Source organism: Acidicapsa ligni (assembly GCF_025685655.1).
Taxonomy (GTDB): domain Bacteria; phylum Acidobacteriota; class Terriglobia; order Terriglobales; family Acidobacteriaceae; genus Acidicapsa; species Acidicapsa ligni.
Map to the genome: position 1 here is coordinate 585,665 of NZ_JAGSYG010000002.1, position 20,822 is coordinate 606,486.

The window sequence follows — 20,822 nt, forward strand, 5'->3', positions numbered from 1 at the left end:
CAGCCACGTCTGCTGGGCTTAGCCTCGAATTCTCCGAAACATTCGACTTTTCAGCAGAAGCCACAGCATGACAGAGAGTACCAGCCAAACAACAACGGCGGTCGCTATCGCGAGTGCAGGATCATACCGTGGCAGCCCCAATCGGATGGTCACGGCAAATCCAATCAGGCCCACGCAGCCAATTGCCGTTCCGGCAGCGTCGACGCCTGCGGCCATACGACCCCGTTTTGTTCCATCGAACCCAGCTTTACGTTTTTTTTCTCTTTCATGCTTTTCTAGCAAGCTCGCACCTGCCGGGAAAATCGCGGGGAAAGCAAGAAATAGCCCCCCTATACACGGTCCGTATCGCTGAGCAATGAGCCCAGCGCAAACCGTACACAGACCTCCAAACATAAAGCGGAGTGCGTATTCATGCGGTTTTATGTCTTTCAGAGCAGAAAACCTTGTGTTGATCATCGAATCACGGTGCCGATAGAAAAGAAATAGATGCCAAACGCTGCACCCAACCAGACAGGTAAAAGAGCGACCGTTACGGTCAGAGAGTGTGGTTTGAATCGGAGCAAGAGAAAGCTGGATAGGGAAGCATACACAAGGAATGCAATGGCCCCAAAAATCATTGAGCGAGCCTCGATTGCCGCATACTGAACACCCATCTTGGCGATTGTTAAACCAATGGTGGCAAGTGCGATGGAAGGAGCAGCTCCGAATAGCCCCGCGAAGCTTTTGGGCCGCAGCACCTCGCTGATAAGCGCAAAGGATGTCACGACACTGCCGCCGACCAGGAAGCGTATCAGCATTTCGCTCATCTCCCCATCCGCCAGAGCAATCATCACTTCGCCTTCTGAGCCTTTTTAATCAACTCGCTCGCGACGGTTTGTCCTTTGCAGCCAAGCAGGCTGTATTTCTTGCCCTCCAGTCCGTGATAGTTGACGAAGAAGTCCTGAAGTTCCTTCAGAAATTGACTTGGAAGATCTTTGAGCTTACGGATGTTGGTGTACATGTGAGTCGTCTCGGCAACAGCGACGATGCGATCATTCCGGATTTTCTTCTTGCCATCAAGCTGTTCTCCCTCAATGATCCCGATTAGCCGGGCTCGAACCGAGCAACCCGGAAAGACGGGTTCGTCGAGAAGCAGCAGCACGTCGATAGGGTCGCCATCTGGGGCTAATGTCTTTGGCAAAAAACCAAAGTCCCAGGGAAAAGCCATACCCGCCGGAAGCACCTTCTTTAAGGCGAAGATCTTCTGTTCGGGATCGAACGCATATTTGTTACGGCTGCCTTTCGGAGTTTCCACGATGACTTGCAGCATTCCATCCTTACGATCAACCGGTTTCAACTTAGTCGGATCTGCGAGAGATTTTGAGCGCGTCTTTGTCATCCGCTTATGTTAACAGGAGATTAATTTGACGCGATACTGCGGGTATTAAACTCGCCGTGCAAGGAGATTGAGACTTCAAGTCGTCTGCGAGCGATTGCGCGAGAGCTTTCGTAGATGGTCCGTTAGTCGTATCGTCATTCCGACTGAAACCACTCGACTCGAACGGTCAAACTCTCTTGGATGGACATCCTCTTCAGGTGCTGGAAGAGATAGAAAGCTCAAGTTGTCCGCGCTTTTCATGACACATCTAGAGGCGGAATAAGCAACTGATTTGTAGGTCAACCACTCCGCTGCCAACAACATTCAATCGCAAAGAAATATGGACGATCCCAGAAAATGCGCAAATGGAGCAGGAAGTATTTGAATGCTCGACGGGGGGAACCCGAAAGGTGTGTGGCGAACAGAAGAGATCAACATTCAAAGTTGCTAATTCCGTTCTCCTTGAGGAACCTGATCGTCGGCGCCTCAAAGAGAACGATGTTGCCAAAAGCCGTGTTAGGTTGCCAAAAGCCGGGTTAGAAAGATTGGTTCATCTCCAGCAAAGACGTTCTAGATAATTCCCAAGCCACCTGTAACTCCATAGATCTCCCCGGTTATATAGCTACCCTCTTGTGAGGCGAGAAGTACATAGACCGGTGCCAGTTCAACCGGTTGCCCCGGACGCTTGTAGGGAGTATTTTCGCCGAGCTTCTTCAACTTTTTCTTGTCTCCATCTGCTTCCTGTAGGGGCGTCCAAATTGGGCCAGGCGCAATTGCATTGATCCGAATTCCATGCTCTTCCATCAGAGCCTCTTTTAATCCCTTGGTGAAATTAGCTATGGCTGCCTTGGTAATGGCATAGTCAAAAATATAGCCGGAAGGCTCGAAGCCTTGAATACTCGTGGTGTTGATAATGGATGAGCCCGGCTTGAGGTGGGGTACTGCAGCTTTGGTGATCCAGAACATCGAGTAGATGTTCGTTTTCATTAGTGAGTCGAAACGTTCGGTTGTTGTGTCGAGTAGACCGCCAGTTTTCCCCATCTTGCCAGCGTTGTTGACCAGAATGTCGAGTCCACCGAGCCGGTCGACGGCATCTGCCACCAACTGTTCGCAGAAATTCTCTTGAGAAACATCGCCCGGCAGTAATACCGCTTTGCGACCGGCATCACGAATATACTTCGCGACCTCCTCGGCATCCTCTTGCTCTTCCGGCAGGTAGCAGATGGCGACATCCGCACCCTCTCGCGCAAACGCGATTGCGGCTGCGCGACCAATGCCGGAGTCTGCTCCCGTAAGGAGTGCTTTGCGGCTGGCGAGACGGCCCGAACCCTTGTAGGAAAGTTCGCCGCAATCGGGCTTTTCGCTCATCCGGGTTTCGATACCGGGATCGGATTGAATTTCAATACTGGAGGGCGGACCCGGATATTGCGACCGCGGATCCTGCATGGAGATGAGATCAGTTGACATTTGCGCACCTCATTTTTGCTTGATGTAACGTACTTATCACGCAAGAGATCAGATGCAACGCATCCAATAGGGTTGGATTGAAGGTGCAAATGTCGGCGTACACAAGCCGTTAGGACTGATTCAATACTTCTCCTATGCTTTGATGTTCGATTGAACAAACCCCTCTTGGTCTCGTCCGAAATTTCAGACCGACCTCAGAGGATCCAGCCCACTCATTTGACTGGATCCATGAGAAACAGACAAGAAATGGTTTCCGGACACAGATGGTTCGCGTGGGCTAGGTGCTGTACATCGCCACCTCAGCGTCATCCTTTGCGGAGAGGTTCGTCATTCCTCCACGTAAGTAAGGCAAATCACAATGACGAGAACTCATTTGGCGGAGCCGCCTCAGCTCCACCGAAGCTGCGAAACAAAGCCACAACACGATTGGAGGCATCCGGCGCATAGAACATCTCTGTGTTTGCCATTGTGTCTGCCGTCATGTGACGCATCCGCGCAAACATCTCTTCCTCATACATCGCAATCGCGCCAGATGACGTCTTTTCGCCGAGGAGGAACTTCGACAGTACCAGGGCGTCGAGCATTGCCATGTTTACACCTTCGCCGGCATACGGTGGCATCACATGCGCTGCATCGCCGACCAACGTAACGTTGGGCTTCGGTTCCCAATGCTGATTCGAAGGGCAAACAAGTAGCGGGCGCCAGACCATCGACACGGCCTCCCTGAAGAGCGGTTCCCACAGCTCACTCCACCCTTCAAAGTTGGTGTGGAACCATGCCACTCGCTGGTCCGGGCTGCTTGCCTCTTCGAGGCTCTGCCTCGCGGTGTCGTCATGCGTCTTCAATCCTGCGTAAATCAGCACACTGCCGTCAGGCTTGGTTCCCATACCGATTGTTCTTTCGTATCCGAGAGCGATTAGCGCTGACCCACCGAGGAGATCCCACAACTCCGGTATGGTCTGCTTTGCCGCAGGAACCAACCCCTCTACGAGCGACACCCCGACATACTCCGGCCGGATGGTAGTGACCAACTCGCGCAAGCGAGAGTTCGCACCGTCGCTGCCAATGGCGATGTCTGCCAGTGCCGTCTTTCCGCCCGCAAAACGTAACAGCACTTGCTCGCCCTGCATCTCTGCCGAGTCGAGTTTGCAATCCCATTCCACAGTGCCGGGCTGAAGCGAATCGAGCAGAAGATCGCGCAACGGTCCGCGCTCGATCTCAGGCCGCTTCCCGGCACCGGACATCCGGCGAGGATGATCGTGAAGAATAGTTCCATAAGCATCGGTAAGGCGAAGACTATCGAGGTCTGGCCGATGGTTGACCCAGAAAGCATCGATCAAGCCGGCAGCTTGCAGCGCGGCCAGTCCAGAGTCTTCATGGAGGTCCAATGCGCTGCCCTGGACGCGCGCCCTGCGGCTCTGGTCACGCTCATACACTGAGACCTGCGCACCGCCTTGCTGCAGCAGCCGGGCCAGCGTCAGCCCACCTGGTCCTCCGCCGACAATCGCGATCTTCTTTCCTTCAACAGCACTCATGCACACCCTTCCCAACCGTTAATACTCCCATCCACAAAACTATACTTCCACCACACAAGGCGCAGCGATCGCCATGTCTCCGGGTTCTTGCATCGTTGTGCCGGTCCGTTAGTCCCTATAAACGCGCTCTTAGTAAGTAACGCATATCGCATAGCACTTCGGTGAGTGCGGTGGTCTGTTATCACGCCGAGTGAGATTAGGGATCGCTGGCGATAAGCAAACACACGACGTCTCGGTACTGCCCCGATATTCAAAACGCCGTGGGCAAATGACCTGAAGTATCCTCGCACGCTTTTCCAACTCGTGGATGACTGCGTTCTAATTTCTCCGCTTTCTAAGCGCGCTATCCGCACGCGCATCGCTCCCCGTATTACGGGTGATCCATTCGATCTTTCTGAGAAAGGCGCGCGGCCAGATTCTACGTCTTTATGGCTGTCCCATGCCCCCACCTGCTCCATAGATGTTTCCGGTAGTGTAGCTGGCATCATTGGCTGCGAGTTGAACGTAAATGGAAGCTAGCTCACAGGGCTGGCCCGCCCGACCCAGCGGATAGTCGGCACCAAAGTTCTTGAAGTGTTCCACTGTAGCTCCGCCGGAGACTTGCAGAGGCGTGTAGATGGGGCCTGGAGCGACGCCATTTACGCGGACACCTTTTGGTCCAAGCATCTTCGCAAGGGACTTCACAAAGTTCATCGTCGCAGCCTTAGTCTGCGCATAGGCATATAGCTCCGGGATAGGGTCGTAGGCCTGCTCGGACGTGGTCGCGATGATGGCGGATCCTGGTGGCAAATGAGGCACAGCCGCCTTGATGATCCAGTAGGGTGCGTAGAGATTAGTTTTCATGATGGTGTCGAAGAGATCGGATGAGATGTCGGTGATCATTTTTGACTGCGTCTGGCGCGCAGCATTGGATACCAGGATATCGAGGCCGCCAAGACCACTGATCGTTTTCTGTACGAGTGAGGTACAGAAGGACTCGTCCCGTAGATCGCCCGGAATCGTGACACACTTCCGTCCGGCCTTCTTTACGAGCGTGACGACCTCCTGCGCATCGGGTTCTTCCGACGGATAGTAGACGATAGCAACGTCCGCGCCTTCGCGAGCATAGGCTATAGCGGCTGCGCGACCCATGCCAGAGTCGCCGCCGGTAATAAGTGCTTTACGGCCTTCCAGTCGGCCTGACCCTTTGTAGCTGGTTTCTCCATGATCGGGTGGTGGAATCATTTTGCTAGCCAAACCCGGCCAGGGTTGCTGCGTCGTGTCATAGGGAGGTTTCGGATATTTTGTCGTTGGGTCAACGAAGGGTGCGCTGGAATTGCCTTCACGCTGAGTTTGAGCGATGGCCGGAACGGCGGCAGTTACTGCTGCGCCGGCGATACCAGCTCCTAAATGGCCGACGAGGTCGCGACGCGAAAACGCATTTTTATCCGAAGACATGCAGTCAGGCTCCTGTGAGGGTCTCGTATAACAGAAGCGCACGGCCGCTGTTGAAGGTTCAGATGCACAAAACAGGCCTCTGCTGTTGCCTGCCACTTAGTCATTCAGATTGACTCTGTGGAATTTCTACAAATGCTGTACATCGAACTTTAAGCATCCAATTTAATTACGAGTGCAAGCTGCCCCGGTATATCCATCGCAGCAGACGGTCCCATCTCATCCCGTCCGCCGATCTTGCCGAGCGTACTACTTCGACTCCGATGAAGAGAGGTCCAATGAAGAAAACGACTCCCAAAACTACTGCAAAAGAGCTACTCTCCGAGACTGGGGGTGAGCTTCACCAGGTAGCCGGTGGAACTCATCCGTCTATGACCAATCAAACAGGCACGATCGTCTCTGACGACGAAAATTCTCTCAAAGCCGGACCGCGTGGTCCTTCATTGCTGGAAGATCAATTCCTGCTGGAGAAGACTCAACATTTTGACCACGAGAGAATCCCAGAGCGAATCGTGCATGCCCGCGGATTCGGCGCGCATGGATTCTTCGAACTCACACACTCCTTGGTAGGTGTGTCGAAGGCCGGTGTACTCAACCGGATCGGCGAAAAGGTTCCTGTTTTTACGCGTTTTTCGACCGTTGCAGGCAATATGGGTTCAAGCGATCTCGCTCGCGATGTGCGAGGCTTCGCGGTGAAGTTCTACACCCCGGAGGGCAACTGGGATCTTGTGGGGAATAACATCCCCGTCTTCTTTATCCAGGATGCAATCAAGTTCACTGACCTGATTCACTCGGTCAAGCAGGAGCCGGATCGCGGTTTCCCGCAGGCGCAGTCTGCTCATGATACTTTCTGGGACTTCGTTTCGCTCATGCCGGAAAGCACTCATATGCTGATGTGGATCATGTCTGACCGAGCCATACCGCGTTCCCTCAGAATGATGGAAGGTTTCGGAGTTCATACATTCCGTCTCGTAAACGCTTCGGGTAACTCAACTTTCGCCAAGTTTCACTGGCGTCCAAAGCTTGGGATGCAGTCGGTTTGTTGGGACGAAGCCGTCAAGATTTCAGGGGCTGATCCTGACTTCCATCGCCGTGACCTCTGGAACGCCATCGCTGATGGAAGCTTCCCCGAATGGGAACTCGCAGTGCAGCTCTTCGATCAGGAATTTGCGCAAAAATATGAGTTTGACGTTCTCGATGCCACCAAATTGATTCCGGAGGAGATTTTGCCTCTGAAGGTTATCGGTCGCATGGTCTTGAACCGCAACGTCGAAAACTACTTTGCCGAGACCGAGCAGGTAGCATACCGAGTCAGCAATGTTGTCCCTGGGATTGACTTCAGCAACGATCCGTTGCTTCAGGGGAGGCTACTCTCCTACGTCGATACGCAGCTGTCGCGTCTCGGCGGCCCGAACTATCAACAAATTCCAATCAATGCGCCAAAATGCCCGTTCGCAAACATGCAACGCGATGGACATATGCAGACGCAAGCACAAGCAGGTCGCGTTTCTTATTCGCCAAGTTCTCTGGAGTCGAATACGCCGCGCCAGTCTCCAGGCGAAGGATTCCGTACGTTCGAGGAGCCGGTTGGCGAAGCGAAGCTAAGGATACGCGCGGAGTCATTTGCCGATCACTTCTCTCAGGCGAATCAATTCTTCTATTCGCAAACAGAAACCGAGCAGAATCACATCATCTCTGCGTTCATTTTCGAGTTGAGCAAGGTCGAAACCCTTGCGGTTCGTGAGCGGATGGTCGGGCAGTTGGCGAACGTCGATCCCGCGATCGCAAAACGCATTGCTGCCGGTCTCGGCCTTCAAGGGGCAATCAAGGCAGCCCCGACCAAGGTCAAGGTTCGCGATGGACTTTCCCCTTCATTGGCTCTCAGCATTCTTGCAAAAGCCAAAGCTACGCTGGAAGGTCGCACGGTCGGTTGCCTCATTGCCGATGGTTCGGACGGCGCGCTAATCAAGTCTCTGAAGGCAGCCACTGAGAAGGCCGGGGCGAACTTCAAGATCGTCGCGCCGAAAGTAGGAGGGGCGATTGCGGAAGACGGCACCCTCTTTGAAGCCGATTTCCAACTCGCTGGTGGTCCATCCGTGCTCTTCGACACCGTTTACGTGGCCCTGTCCGATGAGGGAACTCAACAACTCTGTTCGGAAGTGGCGGCTGTAGCCTGGGTTCATGACGCGTTCGCTCATCTCAAGGTCATTGGAGGCACGGCAGCCTCACAGCCACTTCTGGATGCCGCAGGTGTGGTCGTTGATGATGGCGTGCTTACTGGGATCTCTGCCGCCGCTTTCCTGAAGACGGCAGCCAAGGGTCGAATCTGGAAACGTGAGCCGAGTGTCCGCACCATCTTCTAGGGTTCAAAGCAGAACTACAAGTGTTCGCAACGACTCAAAACCAAGATTTAGAAAGTGGGAAGATTGATGGACAATTTTGCGGAAACAACGTTTTCTACAACACACGCTCATCAGGAGGCTCATGCCTCGGGAGTCTCCTGGTCAGCGGTATTCGCAGGAGCCTTCGCCATCGCATCGCTGGCGCTCATCCTGTTGGCGCTAGGCTCTGGTCTTGGCCTGTCCTCTGTGTCGCTTTGGTCGAACGAGGGAGTTTCCTCATCGACCATCGGCACAGCTACGATCCTCTGGCTGATCTTTGCCGAACTCGCAAGTTCAGCGATGGGCGGTTACCTCGCTGGCCGATTGCGTACAAAGTGGTCAACCGTGCATTCGGATGAGGTTTATTTCCGGGATACGGTTCACGGCTTTATTGCTTGGTCAGTCGCACTCGTTGTCACCGCGGCTTTCCTTGGTGCTGCGGCAACGTCGCTGACAGGGGCTTCGTTATCTTCTGGTCCCGTTCCCAGGCCAAATGTCTCGGAAGGCCCAAATGCTTACTTTGTTGACGCTTTATTCCGGGGTGACACGGGGAAAGATGACGCGTTGACAGCATCCAAACGAGGTGAAGTCAGCGTGATTTTCGCGAACGCATTGAAACTCGGAAGTATGCCCGCAAATGACCAGAGTTACTTAGATCAGCTCGTGAGTAGAGACACCGGACTCAGCGCATCAGACGCGGATAAGCGCGTCATCGCAACTTTGACCGATGCTCAGCAAACTTCGGAAAAGGCGCGGAAGGCGATCGCTCACACTCTACTTTGGGCGTTCATTGCATTGCTCATCGGCGCATTCTCCGCGAGTTTCGCCGCTACTCTTGGCGGTCGTCAGAGGGATCACGTAATTACAACCCTCTAGTCAGAGTCGTTCCAAAACATTCAGCCCGATATATCAAGGAGTTCTAAATGCGTTCGATCTTGCTTCTTCTACTTGGCGTGCCAATTCCCATCGTCATCTTGATTGCGCTATTTAGCCATTGAAAGCCTGGCTAAGATTGCTGATTTTTGAGGTGCTCAATTAGCTTGAGTGGGTGAATAGGCTTCGCGATCAATTCGAACTCGAAGCCTTGCCTGTAACCGTCCATCAGAATCTCTGAAATCCCAGCTTGCCCTGAGAACAACAATATTCGTGTGGTCGGAAACATTTTGCGGAGAGAAATAGCAAGTTCGACCCCGTTCATTCGCGGCATCAGGACATCCGAGAGCACATAATCTGGCTGAAAGTGTGCAACCGTTTCAAGCGCATCCCAGCCATCGTAAGCGGCAACGACATGGAAACCATTCATTTCAAGGATTTCCTTCAGCGTGTCGGCGATCCGACGTTCATCATCGACGACCAGCACTGTCGGTCGGCTTCGATGTAGTTCCTCTGAGCCCTTCGCATCGGTTAAAGATCCCATCTGATTCCGAAAGAATTCATCACCGGCCAGGATATAACCAGATGGCATTTCAAACATCACATGCCCTTGTAGGTGCGATTGTCTCACTGTCGGTCCCCCGCAAGAGGCGACGCAGGTAGGGCGAAGGGTATGAAGACGGTGATAGTCGTGCCCACGCCGTTCTCTTTCCCTGTGCTGCTGGCAACTGAAATCTGACCGCCGCGTCTTTCGATCAGCTGCCTTGCCACCCACAATCCGATCCCCGTTCCGAGGTCACCCTTGGTTGTGAAGAACGGCTCGAAGATCTTCCCCAGGTGTTCAGGCTTGATTCCCGTTCCAGTGTCGCGAACGACAACTTGAATTCCGTCCCCGGTAGGGCCAGTCAGTTTACGGATGGAAATCTGGAGCACTCCCCCCTGGCGCATCGAATCGAGGGCGTTCGCAACGATATTGGAGAAGACCTGAAGAATCTCACCTTTGCTGACGGCGATTTTTTGCAGATCATCGAATTGTGTATCTACCGAAATTTCGGTCGACAGAAGTCGCGAGCTGTATACCCCAAGTACGTTCTGGATGAGATCGTGGAGATGAACCTCGGAGGGAGAACCCGTGTCCTTGTAGTAACCGAGGGTTTGTCGAGCGATATGGGAGACTCGATCAAGTTCCTCTTCCGCCGTGAGTAGATATTGATTGACCTTTCCGTCCGCCATGCTGTGCAGGCGCGCCAGAAAGATCAGGTTCATTACCGCTTCAAGTGGATTATTGATCTCGTGAGCGATCGTGGCGGCCATTCGCCCGGTGGCCGCAAGTTTTTCCGATTGGATCAATAAGCGCTCAATTCGCTTCCGATCCGAAATGTCGCGAGCGATCTTTGAAGCGCCTATTACCTTGCCCGTACCATTTCTTATAGGAGAGATTGTTACTGAAACCTCGACGCTCTCTCCCGTATTCCTTCTGCGTGTGGTCTCGTAATGATCGATACGTTCCCCAATTCTCAGTTTTCGCAGGATTTCGTATTCTTCGTAATACAGGTCCTCCGGAATAATCCGCAGCAGGGGCTGCCCGACCATCTCTTCCGAGGTATAACCAAACATCTTGCGGGCACCTTCATTCCAACTCGTAACAATCCCATTGAGGTCTTTGCTGACAATGGCGTCGTCTGCGGAATCGACGATAGCTGCAAGCCTGAAACGGCTCTCATCGTTTTGCGCGCGATTGGAGAGATCACACGCAACTTTGGAAGCTCCAATCACGCGGCCATCGATGTTCCTAACCGGGTAGACGGTTACCGAAACAGGTATGTTTCCACCATCCTTCTTGAGCCAGTTAGTTTCGTAAGGAGAGATCGGTTCATCCTCTTTTAGCTTTCGCAGTAGCTCGTTTTCTTGGCCATGAAACTCCAGGGGAATAAGCCGGAGCATCGATTGTCCCAGGATCTCTTCCTCTTGATAGCCGAATACTTGGGCTGCGGCCTTATTCCAACTAAGGATCTTTCCCGTTAGGTCTTTAGTGATGATGGGGTCTGGTGAAGAGTTCACTAAGGCGGCAAAGTGCAGACGCGTATCTGCAGCTATATTGCTGCCATCGTTGGGCTGGTCGGAAGGAAAAGTGTCGGGTCCGAGTTGCAATGCAATTGACTCCAAAGAAGTTCTGCGAAAAGACAGGGCAAAAACCACGCTAGGATTTTAGATGCAGGCTTTCCGGAAGGAGTTTTGTCGGATACACAATCCCATGCAAAACAATCTGATCGCGACGCAAGTATATCGCGGACGTTGAGAACAACTGCAAGTGCAATGATACCGCCCATCGCCACCAGCAACACGGGGATCGGCATGAGCACAGTGATGCCACCTAAGAGTGCTACAAAGCTAAACGTGATGAGAAGTCCGATCGCAAGTGCGACAGCCAATTTAATAGCCGTAATCAGCGGCGGGAGTTGAGCAGAATGAATATGGAGCGCACGATTAAGGGCTGCATGGTGCTCTCCTCTTTTCAGGGCGATGCCTGTGTTGTCTAAGATCCCACGTTCTCCGCCTTGTTGCCATACACAAGGTAGAAGCCAGCGGGAACAAGAAATACAGTGAGCAGAACTGAAATGGTGAGGCCACCAATGAGAGCCTGCGCTAGTGGAGCATACGACTCGCTGCCTTCACCGAGCTTGAGCGCCATTGGCAAAAGGCCAATCAGCGTCGCCAGGGATGTCATCAGAATTGGACGTAGTCGAACACGGCAGGATGTCGTAATGGCCTGGCGTACACCCATATCCTCTTTCAGCAAATGGTGCGCAAATTCCACGATCAGGATGCTGTTCGAGAGGGCGATGCCCGCCAGCATGACCACGCCCATCAACGACATCACATTAAGGGTAGTCCGAAATGCGAGCAACGCCAGGATCACGCCAGTGATGCCTGGCGGGAGAGCCAGTAGGATGATGAACGGGTCCATAAAAGATCGGAATTGGGCAACAAGTACGAGATACAGCAGCACAACCGACAGAACCAGCCCAACGGCGAAGCTGCGAAACGATGAGTTCATCGATGCTACGCTGCCGGTGAGCGAAACGTTTATTCCGTGCGGAGGATTTGCTGAATCCACAATGGCTTGAATCTCTTTGGAAATGCGACCCAGATCTTCGCCCTGCGGTCGCACGTAGATGTCCATGACCCGCCTGATCTGGGTATGATCCATTTCCGTTGGCGCATTGAATTGCTCAATGCTTGCGACCATATCCAGCCGTGTAGGCTGTATGACATTTGTTCCATGCAGCGGAATGGCTTTCAAATCATCGAGCGATTTGATCTGACCCTCTTTGTACATCACGGTAAGAAAATAGTTATTCCCACTGTTTGGATCAATCCAGATGCTGGGTGCAATCATCTGGTTCGAGGTGAGGGCAGTGATGATATTTGAAACCACTTCTTTCTCTGTTAATCCAAGTTCGCTCGCCCGGGTGCGGTCGATACCGATGCGCAGAGACGGATAGTCGATATCCTGTGGAATATAAACGTCAGCTACTCCGCGCACGGCTCGAATGCGACCGGCGATCTGCTGCGCAACTCCGAAGTCTGCCGTCATGTCATTGCCCGCCACCCGAACATCGATAGGCGCAGGGGAACCCATATTGAGAACACCGTCAACGAGGCTGCCTGAGGAGTAGAAGGTCTGCAGTTCAGGAAGTTCCTTCGCGATCGCCTGCTTCATTTCATCGATGTACTCGAAGCTGCTCGTCTTGTGGTCAGAGGCGAGCGCGACTTGCGTAAAGCCTGTATGCATCGCAGAGTTTGGCGAAAAGAGCGCTGAGAATCCCGGATCGACACCAATGTTGGTGACGGTCATGCCCATGTCATGCTGAGACACGATCCGATGCACGATCGCTTCAATCTTGGCTGCCTCTCCTTCCGTCGCTTCAAGCTTCGTGCCGGAGGGCGCTTTGAAGTTGATGACGAATTGGCCTGCATCCGTGCGTGGGAAAAACGACAGTCCAAGCAACGGAAAGAGAAGAAGACTGCAAGCAAAGGCCAGGCCAAAGCCAGCGAGCGTGACGCGCGGCGCATCGAGAACGCGACCGACCAGTTTGTCGTATCGATGTAGCAGTGAATCGAAGCCCGCAGTAAAACGCGCGTTGAATCGCGACCATAAACCGGTGTTGTGCCTGCCCATCGATGGCGGAACAGCTTCTTCTGTCTCTGCTGACTCATGGATAACGTCTCCGTGGGGACTCTTGATATAACGAGAACAAAAGAGTGGCACCACGGTTAATGCAACGAAATATGAGGCAAAGAGCGAGATGACAACAGCCAAGGCAAGGGCTGAGAAGAGAAACTTGCTGACGCCGAATAACAACGTGACCGGAAAGAAAACCACGACGGTGGTGAGAGTTCCAGCAAGAACTGGCAGCGCGACTTCGCGACCGCCTCTCTCAGCGGCGACGACCGGCGCTTCGCCCTCTTCAAGATGACGAAAGATATTTTCCAGCACCACCACCGAGTTGTCGATGAGGCGCGAAAGCGCTAGTGCCAGCCCTCCGAGCACCATGCTGTTAATGGAACTGCCTGACAGTTTGAGAACAAAAAAGGTCGTTAACAAGGAAAGCGGGATAGAGAAGAAGACAGCGATGGTCGCTCGCATGCTGCCTAAAAAGATCAAGATCATTAGGCAAGTAAGGAAGAGTCCGATGCCTCCCTCATGTAGCAGCGTTTCGATCGCTGTCTTCACGAAGCGCGACTGATCGAATACCACTTTGCTCTTCAGGGATGACGGAACGTCATATAACTTCTTCAGCGTGTCTTGGACGCCGTTCACGATAGCGATTGTGTTGGAATCGCCGCCCTGCTTGAAGATCGGGATATAGACTGCCCGCTGCCCATCGACACGAACAATGTTGTACTGCAATCCAAATGAATCCTGCGGCGTTGCTACATCACCAACCCGTACGGGCGACTCTCCCACCATTTTGAGTGGAACCTGAGCGATATCGGCGCTGCCCTTAAGCATGGAGTTGGTGTAGATGTTGTAGTCGTAACGTCCGATCTGTACGTCACCCGCCGGAAGGATCACGTTCGCATCGTTTACTGAACGAACAACGTCCATCGGGCTGAGTTGATTGGCCTCCAACTTGTACGGGTCAGCATAGAGCATGATCTGCCGCCAACGACCACCAAATGGCTGAGGCACCGATGCTCCTGCAACACTAGCCAACTGGTTGCGGACGAAATTTTGTCCTATGTCCTTCAGCTTGCTTTCATTGAGCCCTGAACCGCTCAAAGGTACAAGAGCCACTGGAATACTGGAGGCATCCTGTTTCAGTACGATTGGCGGATAAGTGCCGGGCGGCATGTCACGCAGATCGCTCATGGCCAACGAAGAGATAGTTGCCGCGTCTGCATCGGGGTCAGTTCCAGCACGAAAGTAAACCTTGACCAGGCTCACGCCAGGAAGAGAACGCGACTCCATGTGATCAATACCACCGGCGAGAGTGAACTGCCTCTCTAAGTGGTAAGTAATGTTTGTCTCAATCTGCTGAGGGGGCATGCCGGAATAGAAAGTGGCGACCGCTACTACCGGGAGATTGATCGGAGGAAACATGTCCACCGGCATGTCGGCGACGCTGACCGTGCCCAGGATCATAATGACGAGGCATAGCACTACGATCAGATATGGGTTCCGTATAGAAAATCCCGACATGCTGCTGACTCTTCCTCTCTACTGCGGTTTGTCACGCCGGTCCGGTAGTCCGGCATCGCTTAGCTGTGAACTGCTGAGGTTTCGTAACCAGCGGGCTGGGCATCAACCTTTTCCCCGTCCGACAATCCGGTATGGCGGCCAACAATCACCTTGTCTCCGCTTTGCAGTCCGGACAGAATCTCGACACGAGTGGGCGTCTGCAATCCAGTCTCCACCTGAACGAGATGAACAACACCGTCGCGGACAATGTAAGTCTGCTGGACGCTCGTCCCTAGGCCATCAACCGCATCGAGCGGAACACTCAAGACGTTCGGTCGGGCTGCCAGATGGAGATGAACTTCGGCGTACATCCCAGGTACCAACGTTCCACCTGGGTTTGGAACATCGACTTCAGTGTCCATCGTGCGCGTGGCCATCTGCACTGAGTCAGCATGACGAGTGACCTTGCCTTGTAAGGTTTTGCCGAGGCTCATGATATTCACGTCTACAACCTGGCCATCGCGAATTTCAGAGACAGCACTGACAGGAACTGGCAGGATCAGCCGTAAGAGATCGTTCTGCGCCAGCTTCACAATCGGCATCGCCTGCGATTGAGACGAAATTCCAGCCTGAATCATCGATCCAGTGTTTGCGTAGCGCTTGGTGATCACGCCATTGAAGGGTGCCCGGATCGTTGCATACTGCATCATGGCGACAGCCCGCGAATATTCCGATTCTGCACCTGCTTTGCTCTCCTGCGCAGCCCTCAAGGATGAAGTGGCACTTGCAAGTTGAGCGGCCGCTTCCAGTTGCCGAGATTGGGCAACGTCGATCTCCTGCCGTGGCACTAGCCCCTTGTCCCTCGTTGCTACATCCTGGATTCGTTTGAACGAAAGAGATGCAATGTCGGCTCCCGCCTGGGCTCTCTGAATAGCAGCCTGCGCGGTTACGATATTCGCATCGGCTCCGGCCACTCCTGCTTTCGCCTTGGCTACGTCATCCTGAATTTCAGGAACATCAAGCGTGGCAAGAACAGCATTCTGCTTTACATGATCGCCAATATCGACACCGATCGATTTCACATATCCGGCAATCTTCGCCATGACATCAACTTCCTGGTACGGGCGAAATTCAGCCGTAAGCACAAGATCGTTTTCCAGGCTTGCTGTTCCAACCGTCGCCACAGGGACAGTCGTTATAGCAGCGCTTGGCGCGACCGTTGACCTACACGAAGTCAAGAGACAGGCTGCAGTGACCGGCAACGCCGCGATTGAAATCTTTCTCAGATAAGCCATCCTATGGGACCTTCTCATTGGACCTTTCAATTCAGCGCTCCCGTAGCGTAGTCGAGCTCCGCTCTCCGGACGAGGTAGGTGTAGGTCGCGTCCGCAGCAGTGATTTCTGCCGAGGTCTCGTTTAACTGCGCCTCATTCAGCTCAACAATGCTGCCTAGTTCAGCGTCATAGCGGTCCTGGGCGAGACGTAACGCTTCTTTACTTTGTGCGACAAGGCGGTTGGTCACATCCAGGCTGCGGTATGCCTCGTCCGCGCGATACCACGCATCCCGAACCTGCTCATTCACCTCAAGCTGAAGCTCTTGCACATCGCGAGCTTTGGCCTTTGCCTCAAGATCGGCCTCAGTACGCCTAGCTGCATACAGGCCTCCGTTGAAAACTGGAATCTTCAGGTTGAAGCCAGCCGCGGCATAGTCATCATGCAAAGTATGGTCGTGAAATGGAATCTCACCAGCCGATGCGAGCACATTCAGAGTTGGGTAGCTGAGGCGTTTTTCTGATTTAGCAAACTCTGTCGCAGACTGCTGTTGATCCTGCACTGCACTGAGGTCCGCACGCCGCTCAGTTGCTTCCTTAAACAACTCGTCCGGATTGGATGGTAACGAATCTCCCGGTAGCACAGGCTCACTCAGCGTGGCGTTTACCGGCCGTTGTTCTCCCATCGCTGTGGCGAGCCGGGCCCTCCGCTCTGCAACTGTGGCTTCCGCACGAACCACAGCAAGTTCGGCCTCGCTCTCCAGGACTTTGGCAAAGTTCACATCGAGCGTCGAGCGAAGCTGGCTTTGTGCCAATGCAGAGAGTTGCCGCAAGATCAAGCTTCGATTTTGTTGTGCAGCTTCAGCAGCTCGAAGGACTGCTTCTGCACCCAAGACCTGATAGTAGGCGGATCGAACGTTTAATCGCACCTGGGCGACGGTCAAAGTTGCCAACTCATTTTGTGCTCTTGCTGCGGATCGGGCGCTTCTGACGAGTGCGCTAGTTCTCCCAAAGTCGGTGACGAGTTGTGCCAGGTTGCCACCATAGGCAAATCGATCTGAAATAGAAGATGTGGTTATATTGCCCGCTGCGGTCGATGTACCTGTATCCGCGACTTGAACGCCTGTTGCATTGAATTCAATCATCGGTAGCAGCCCCGAACGAGCCTCTCGCTCTCGCTCCTGGTAAGCACGTGCGCGGAGTTGTGCCGCAAGCATCTTAGGCTGATTCTTGACTGCGGCAGCTTCCGCGTCGGTCAAAGTGATCACTGGCTGGGAGCCCGCTGTCGGTGTCAGAATCGAGCTTGCCTGCGCCCTCGAAGGAACCGAAGGCAGGCAGGCAAGCATCAGGGCACCGAATATCAGGGAATGCGAAAGCTTCATCAAAAAGTACTTTCCTCGGATGCAATCCCTATCGGGAGATGCTGATCAAAATGACGAAGTGACGCGACTATCGCGATGCAACCATCTTGTCGCCAGGTAGGACTTCAAGCAGTGCAGTGCTTTGTTTCCAAATCTTCGGCGAAAGCCGCGTGGAGGTAAGAGTCAGTGTGGAAGGATTTGTTTCAGAGCCTAACTCTTGCGCCGAAACGCCCACGTAACCATACAACCCACAAGCCGACGCGGAGTAGATTCCAACTGACACCTCAACCGAACTACCGTCGCAGCGCCCGTTTGCAATCAGGTGCGCATAGACTCCATCGCGCTTGTTGTAAGCGACTACATCGCCGTCTCCGTTCGTCACAGCTGTCTGATGCAGGTTGAGCTGATCTCCGCCGATCTGCGTCACGTCTCCGAATGGATCAGATTCGTTGGTATTGGTCTCTCGTGCGCCCCAGGTAGTGACTGGATCGGCCATGGCTCGAACACTCACGCTCAATGGCACGACTGCCCCATTCAGCCGCATCGAATCAAAATGAATCGATAAGGTTGATTCCTTCTGTTTTGCATACGGAGTCTTATCAAATGAGAAAGCCGTTGTCTGGAGTACGTGCCCCTCGATCACCGTTCCCGACGGAATCACATTGCCATTCGCCAGATGAACATTTTGGCTTGTCTTCGCCGAAACCGGATCTCCTGCATGCGCAGTTGAAGCGCTGATTGTCCGGGTAAATACGATGGGAAATGTCGTCGGCGAATTGAGATGGGAGTCGACTGCATCAGGTTTCGCCCCCTGGGCAAGAGCAACTGAAGCGGATGCGAGAAGCGTAAGGACCGTAATTCGGTTTAGCATGACCACCCTCCAACAGCCGAAATTCGGCTATTCGGAGTGAATCATTTTCTTTTCTGACATTCTCTGACAGTTTTCTGACATCTCCGCCGGGCTACTTGCGAGAAGCTCCAGACTGCTAAATGATGAATGTGGAGATCTCCGCGGAATGTCCCTGGGACGCTGGAAAATAATGATTATCGAAGATGATCGGCGAATGTCCGACGCCCTTGCCTCCGGCGTTGAAGCGGCCGGCTACGACGTGGCGACGGCATCGTCTGCCGAGGAGGGCTTTTTCCTGGTACATACCGAGAGACCCGATCTCCTGTTGCTTGATTTAACGCTTCCAAATCGCAACGGTCTCGATATTCTTCGACAAATCCGCACGGAGGGAATCGATATTCGCGTCCTCATCCTGACTTCGCATAACACGGTGGAGGATCGCGTCGAGGGTCTTCGAAGCGGGGCGGACGACTACCTTGGAAAGCCGTTTTCTTTTCCAGAATTGATGGCTCGTATTGAGGCGCTTCTCCGGCGCTCCCTTCCACCGTCTACGCCGACTTCCCTGACGGTTGGAGACTTGCTGCTAGACACCAAAACGAGATCTGCGTCGAGATCTGGAGAGAAGCTGGATTTATCTGGACGAGAGTTCGATCTTCTTCTGTATTTTGTTGAGAACCGTGGAAGAACCGTGTCCCGCGAAATGCTGGCAAAGGATGTATGGCGAGAAACATCACGCTACACGCCGATTGACAACGTCATTGACGTACAGATCGCGCGGCTTCGTCGAAAGATCGATGATCCCTTCACCGTGAAGCTGCTTCAGACGGTGCGCGGACTTGGCTTCAGCTTGAGGGAGCCCCAAGCGTGACAGGACTTCCCCATACCAATCTACGAACGAGATTAACTCTTTGGTACGTCTGTATGCTGGCAGTCTTGCTGCTACTGTACGCTGCTCTCGTCTTCGCGTTTCAATACGTCGTACTGACTAGACAGATCTTTCACGACGAAGTGCAAGATGTTGAGACCGTCGAAGGGCTTCTTTTCTTCGATGTTCATGGTGCTCTGCAACTGCGGCAGGACTATTACTCCCGCCCTCAATCCCACTTGTTGATTGATCGGATGATGGAAGTACTCGATTCGTCGGGAACGGTTCTGTATAGAAGTCCCACTCTGAACGGAATGCCTCTGAGTGGGCCGCCGAGGCCAGGCGAAGGAGATAGTAGCTTCGACGAGCATCTTGTCCGACTGCGCGATGGCTCCCACGTATTTCTGATTAGTCACATTCATGATATGCAAGGCAGGCGATTGCTGATTCGCCTTGGATACGATCTAGGGCCACTTCGGTCTCGTATGTACCAGTTTTTTGTTTTGCTTCTGGTGGCAATTCCAATAGCTCTCGGCTTGGCAGCACTGGCTGGGCAGGCTATCGCAAAGAGGGCTTTACGCCCTCTCAACAGAATGGCTCAGGACACGGAGCAGATCACCGCAAGCAATCTCCACCACCGTCTTGAAGTCCTGAACCCAAACGATGAACTGGGCCATATCGCCCAGGTCTTCAATCATCTATTGAATCGGCTTGAGCAGGCATTCATACAACTCCAAAGGTTTACCGCAGATGCAGCTCATGAGCTTCGAACACCAATCGCAGCCTTGAGAACGGTGGGCGAAGTCGCTCTTGAAAGGGGTCAAGACTCAGAGGTGTACAGAGAAGCCATCGGAAGCATTCTTGAAGAGACAGCGCGACTCAACGAAACAATCGACAGTCTGCTATTGCTGGCGAGAGCGGAGGCAACACAACCAGGAAATCCGCAGACTGTTTTTGCCGTACAACCGCTCGTTGATGAAGTCCTCGATCTCCTGCAGGTTGTCATCGATGAGCGAAGGATTTCAGTCATTGAAGAGGGATCACCCACAGAGGCGCTGAACGTCCGTGCAGACAAACCGCTGCTGCGTATTGCAATCCTCAACGTGCTTCACAATGCAGTAAAGTTCTCGCCAACCGGTTCGACACTGAGAATTTCATATAATCAGCTCGACAAACTATCCCCGACCCTGTGCATAGGGTTTCACGATCAAGGGCCAGGAATCGCAACCGGGGAACACGAGAGGGTCTTCGATCGATTCTTCACAAGCAGTTCGCTGGCGACTGCTCCCATGAGCGGTGCTGGACTGGGGCTATCTGTTGCCAAGCTTGTGATTCAAAGGATTGGCGGTGAAATCCGATTCGACCAGGACGTTCGATCCGGCGCGAGATGCCTCATCGAGCTTCCGGTTTTTGAAAGATAAGTATCTCGGGGGGCTGGGAAGCATTGCGTTGCGTGGCCGCATATCTACGTATGAACCATCGTCGGCGAAATACAGGCCAGGGAACTGACAGAGTATGGAAATCCCTAAAGCCGACGGTGTAGCGGGCAGGAACGGGGTCGTTACGAAACCCTCAACGCCAAACTAATGGAGTCCAAACGGAGTTCATTGTTTCAAAGGGTTCTGAAATTAACTGACTCTATTGGAGCGGGAGACCGGGATCGAACCGGCGACATTCAGCTTGGGAAGCTGACGTTCTGCCACTGAACTACTCCCGCTTTGCGCTAATTATACCTTGCGGAA

General features: G+C 53.3%; 16 protein-coding genes and 1 tRNA gene. 4 read left to right on the forward strand and 13 right to left on the reverse strand.

All coding sequences use genetic code 11. The features are described from left to right. Positions 1-18: 18 nt before the first annotated feature. The 6 genes from OHL19_RS23045 to OHL19_RS08795 form a co-directional block, all read right to left on the reverse strand. Positions 19-456 (reverse strand): DUF3147 family protein, encoded by a 438-nt coding sequence (locus OHL19_RS23045; protein ID WP_396126698.1) that lies wholly within the window; start codon positions 454-456, stop codon positions 19-21. Further along, on the reverse strand, positions 453-830 hold the full coding sequence (locus OHL19_RS08775; RefSeq protein WP_263357637.1) for a DUF3147 family protein: 378 nt from the start codon (positions 828-830) through the stop codon (positions 453-455). Before OHL19_RS08775 ends, OHL19_RS23045 begins: the two co-directional genes overlap by 4 nt. Then, positions 830-1,378 carry an inorganic diphosphatase gene (locus OHL19_RS08780; protein ID WP_263357270.1) on the reverse strand — a complete coding sequence of 183 codons (549 nt, stop codon included), beginning with the start codon at positions 1,376-1,378 and terminating at the stop codon, positions 830-832. Before OHL19_RS08780 ends, OHL19_RS08775 begins: the two co-directional genes overlap by 1 nt. 549 nt (positions 1,379-1,927) lie before the next feature. Then, on the reverse strand, positions 1,928-2,824 hold the full coding sequence (locus OHL19_RS08785) for an SDR family oxidoreductase (protein WP_263357271.1): 897 nt from the start codon (positions 2,822-2,824) through the stop codon (positions 1,928-1,930). Positions 2,825-3,177: 353 nt separating this feature from the next. Then, on the reverse strand, positions 3,178-4,359 hold the full coding sequence (locus OHL19_RS08790; RefSeq protein ID WP_263357273.1) for an FAD-dependent oxidoreductase: 1,182 nt from the start codon (positions 4,357-4,359) through the stop codon (positions 3,178-3,180). 426 nt (positions 4,360-4,785) lie between these two features. Then, positions 4,786-5,796 (reverse strand): SDR family oxidoreductase, encoded by a 1,011-nt coding sequence (locus OHL19_RS08795; RefSeq protein ID WP_263357274.1) that lies wholly within the window; start codon positions 5,794-5,796, stop codon positions 4,786-4,788. A gap of 275 nt (positions 5,797-6,071) precedes the next feature. Between OHL19_RS08795 and OHL19_RS08800 the strand changes: the two genes are divergently transcribed. Then, on the forward strand, positions 6,072-8,156 hold the full coding sequence (locus OHL19_RS08800; protein ID WP_263357275.1) for a catalase: 2,085 nt from the start codon (positions 6,072-6,074) through the stop codon (positions 8,154-8,156). Positions 8,157-8,222: 66 nt separating this feature from the next. Continuing rightward, the gene (locus tag OHL19_RS08805; protein ID WP_263357276.1) at positions 8,223-9,050 is read left to right on the forward strand and encodes a hypothetical protein; all 828 of its coding nucleotides are present in this window, start codon (positions 8,223-8,225) and stop codon (positions 9,048-9,050) included. A gap of 130 nt (positions 9,051-9,180) precedes the next feature. Here the strand turns inward: OHL19_RS08805 and OHL19_RS08810 are convergent, their stop codons facing one another. From OHL19_RS08810 to OHL19_RS08835, 6 genes are all read right to left on the reverse strand, one after another. Beyond that, the gene (locus OHL19_RS08810; RefSeq protein ID WP_263357278.1) at positions 9,181-9,648 is read right to left on the reverse strand and encodes a response regulator; all 468 of its coding nucleotides are present in this window, start codon (positions 9,646-9,648) and stop codon (positions 9,181-9,183) included. Positions 9,649-9,674: 26 nt separating this feature from the next. Then, positions 9,675-11,198: a PAS domain S-box protein gene (locus OHL19_RS08815; protein WP_263357279.1), complete on the reverse strand. Its 1,524-nt coding sequence runs from the start codon at positions 11,196-11,198 to the stop codon at positions 9,675-9,677. A 385-nt stretch (positions 11,199-11,583) separates the two neighbouring features. Beyond that, entirely contained in the window at positions 11,584-14,754 is a 3,171-nt protein-coding gene (locus tag OHL19_RS08820) for an efflux RND transporter permease subunit (RefSeq protein WP_263357280.1), read from the reverse strand. A 59-nt stretch (positions 14,755-14,813) separates the two neighbouring features. Further along, entirely contained in the window at positions 14,814-16,028 is a 1,215-nt protein-coding gene (locus OHL19_RS08825; protein WP_263357281.1) for an efflux RND transporter periplasmic adaptor subunit, read from the reverse strand. A gap of 26 nt (positions 16,029-16,054) precedes the next feature. Next, positions 16,055-17,386: a TolC family protein gene (locus tag OHL19_RS08830; protein ID WP_263357282.1), complete on the reverse strand. Its 1,332-nt coding sequence runs from the start codon at positions 17,384-17,386 to the stop codon at positions 16,055-16,057. 67 nt (positions 17,387-17,453) lie between these two features. Next, positions 17,454-18,236 (reverse strand): hypothetical protein, encoded by a 783-nt coding sequence (locus OHL19_RS08835; RefSeq protein ID WP_263357283.1) that lies wholly within the window; start codon positions 18,234-18,236, stop codon positions 17,454-17,456. 169 nt (positions 18,237-18,405) lie between these two features. On the opposite strand from OHL19_RS08835, the gene OHL19_RS08840 reads away from it, so the two are divergent. Together OHL19_RS08840 and OHL19_RS08845 are read left to right on the forward strand one after the other, a co-directional pair. After that, complete coding sequence (locus OHL19_RS08840) at positions 18,406-19,083, forward strand: response regulator transcription factor (RefSeq protein WP_263357284.1); 678 nt, start codon at positions 18,406-18,408, stop codon at positions 19,081-19,083. 53 nt (positions 19,084-19,136) lie between these two features. Continuing rightward, positions 19,137-20,501 (forward strand): ATP-binding protein, encoded by a 1,365-nt coding sequence (locus tag OHL19_RS08845; protein WP_263357285.1) that lies wholly within the window; start codon positions 19,137-19,139, stop codon positions 20,499-20,501. A gap of 221 nt (positions 20,502-20,722) precedes the next feature. Here OHL19_RS08845 and OHL19_RS08850 read toward each other — a convergent pair. Then, positions 20,723-20,797, reverse strand: a tRNA-Gly gene (locus OHL19_RS08850). Between the last annotated feature and the right edge of the window lie 25 nt (positions 20,798-20,822).